Origin of the sequence: Stutzerimonas kirkiae (assembly GCF_004327335.1) — a bacterium.
GTDB lineage: Bacteria > Pseudomonadota > Gammaproteobacteria > Pseudomonadales > Pseudomonadaceae > Stutzerimonas > Stutzerimonas kirkiae.
The window spans coordinates 1-903 of sequence record NZ_QJUO01000079.1 but is presented as its reverse complement, the minus strand read 5'-3'; the positions used below and the strand labels follow the sequence as shown (position 1 = coordinate 903).

The 903-nt window shown below is 57.8% G+C and carries 1 protein-coding gene and 1 pseudogene; both read right to left on the bottom strand.

Translation table 11 applies throughout. The annotated features are described in order from the left end of the window. Window positions 1-126: 126 nt before the first annotated feature. A pseudogene (locus tag DNJ95_RS19110) lies at window positions 127-546 on the bottom strand (phage integrase N-terminal domain-containing protein); the annotation flags it as partial. Beyond that, on the bottom strand, window positions 543-903 hold a 361-nt coding region (locus tag DNJ95_RS19105), incomplete at its 5' end, for an integrase core domain-containing protein (RefSeq protein ID WP_165491672.1). The pseudogene DNJ95_RS19110 and the gene DNJ95_RS19105, both read right to left, overlap by 4 nt.

Below are 903 nucleotides of genomic sequence, written 5' to 3'. Positions count from 1 at the left end.
GAACACCTGCCCCAGGCCTCGACGGTGGAAGACTATGAAGCCTTGCTGCCATGGAACTGCTCACTGCAGGTATAACGGTAGAGGGTTATCTCATCATGAGGTAGATGTGCTTCGTGGATCGCTTACCTTGATCGCCTCTTCCCGACGCAATCCGAAGGCAGCTTGTAACTGAAGACTCATGTGCACGTGGGCATCCGTGACTCGGTCTATACCCGATCCCAGCTCCCGAGCTTTGCTGTCGTTAGTTACATAGCGGCGCTCGGCCACGCCAAGCTGCGTGTTGTCTGCTGGCAGGATGCCGGCCTTGCCGATCTTCTCGGCCCACCAGCGCAGATGGGAGAGCCGATTCTTGATGGTGCCTGAGGACAGGCCTTCGCCTTGCCAACGATTCAGCAGCGCCTGGACGTGCTTGCCCTTAAGCGACGATGCCTTCATCTGCCGAAAACCGGCCTCGCGCAGTTGCCGTGCGGCCAACGCCAGAGAACGCATGCGGTCGGCCTGGGTGAACCGCCCCGGGTATCGCGGAGGCTGTTTTGTTTGAGTCAGGCTGCAACGGGTATTGCTGTCTGACTCTGTTCGTATAGTGCCTCAAACTCGACCAGCGGCCCATTTCCAATCGGTTCTAGCAGGCGCTGATGGTTGAACCAAGTCACCCATTTCAGCGTTTCCCATTCCAGGCTTTCAACACTTTTCCACGGCCCTCGCTTGTGAATCAGCTTGGTCTTGTAGAGGCCATTGATGGTCTCTGCCAATGCGTTGTCGTAGCTGTCACCGGTATTGCCAACCGACGGCTCGATACCCGCTTCGCCCAACCGCTCGCTGTAACGAATCGACAGATATTGCGAGCCTCTGTCGCTGTGATGAACTAGCCGATGAGGCTCGGGCCGACGGGCGTGAAGTGCC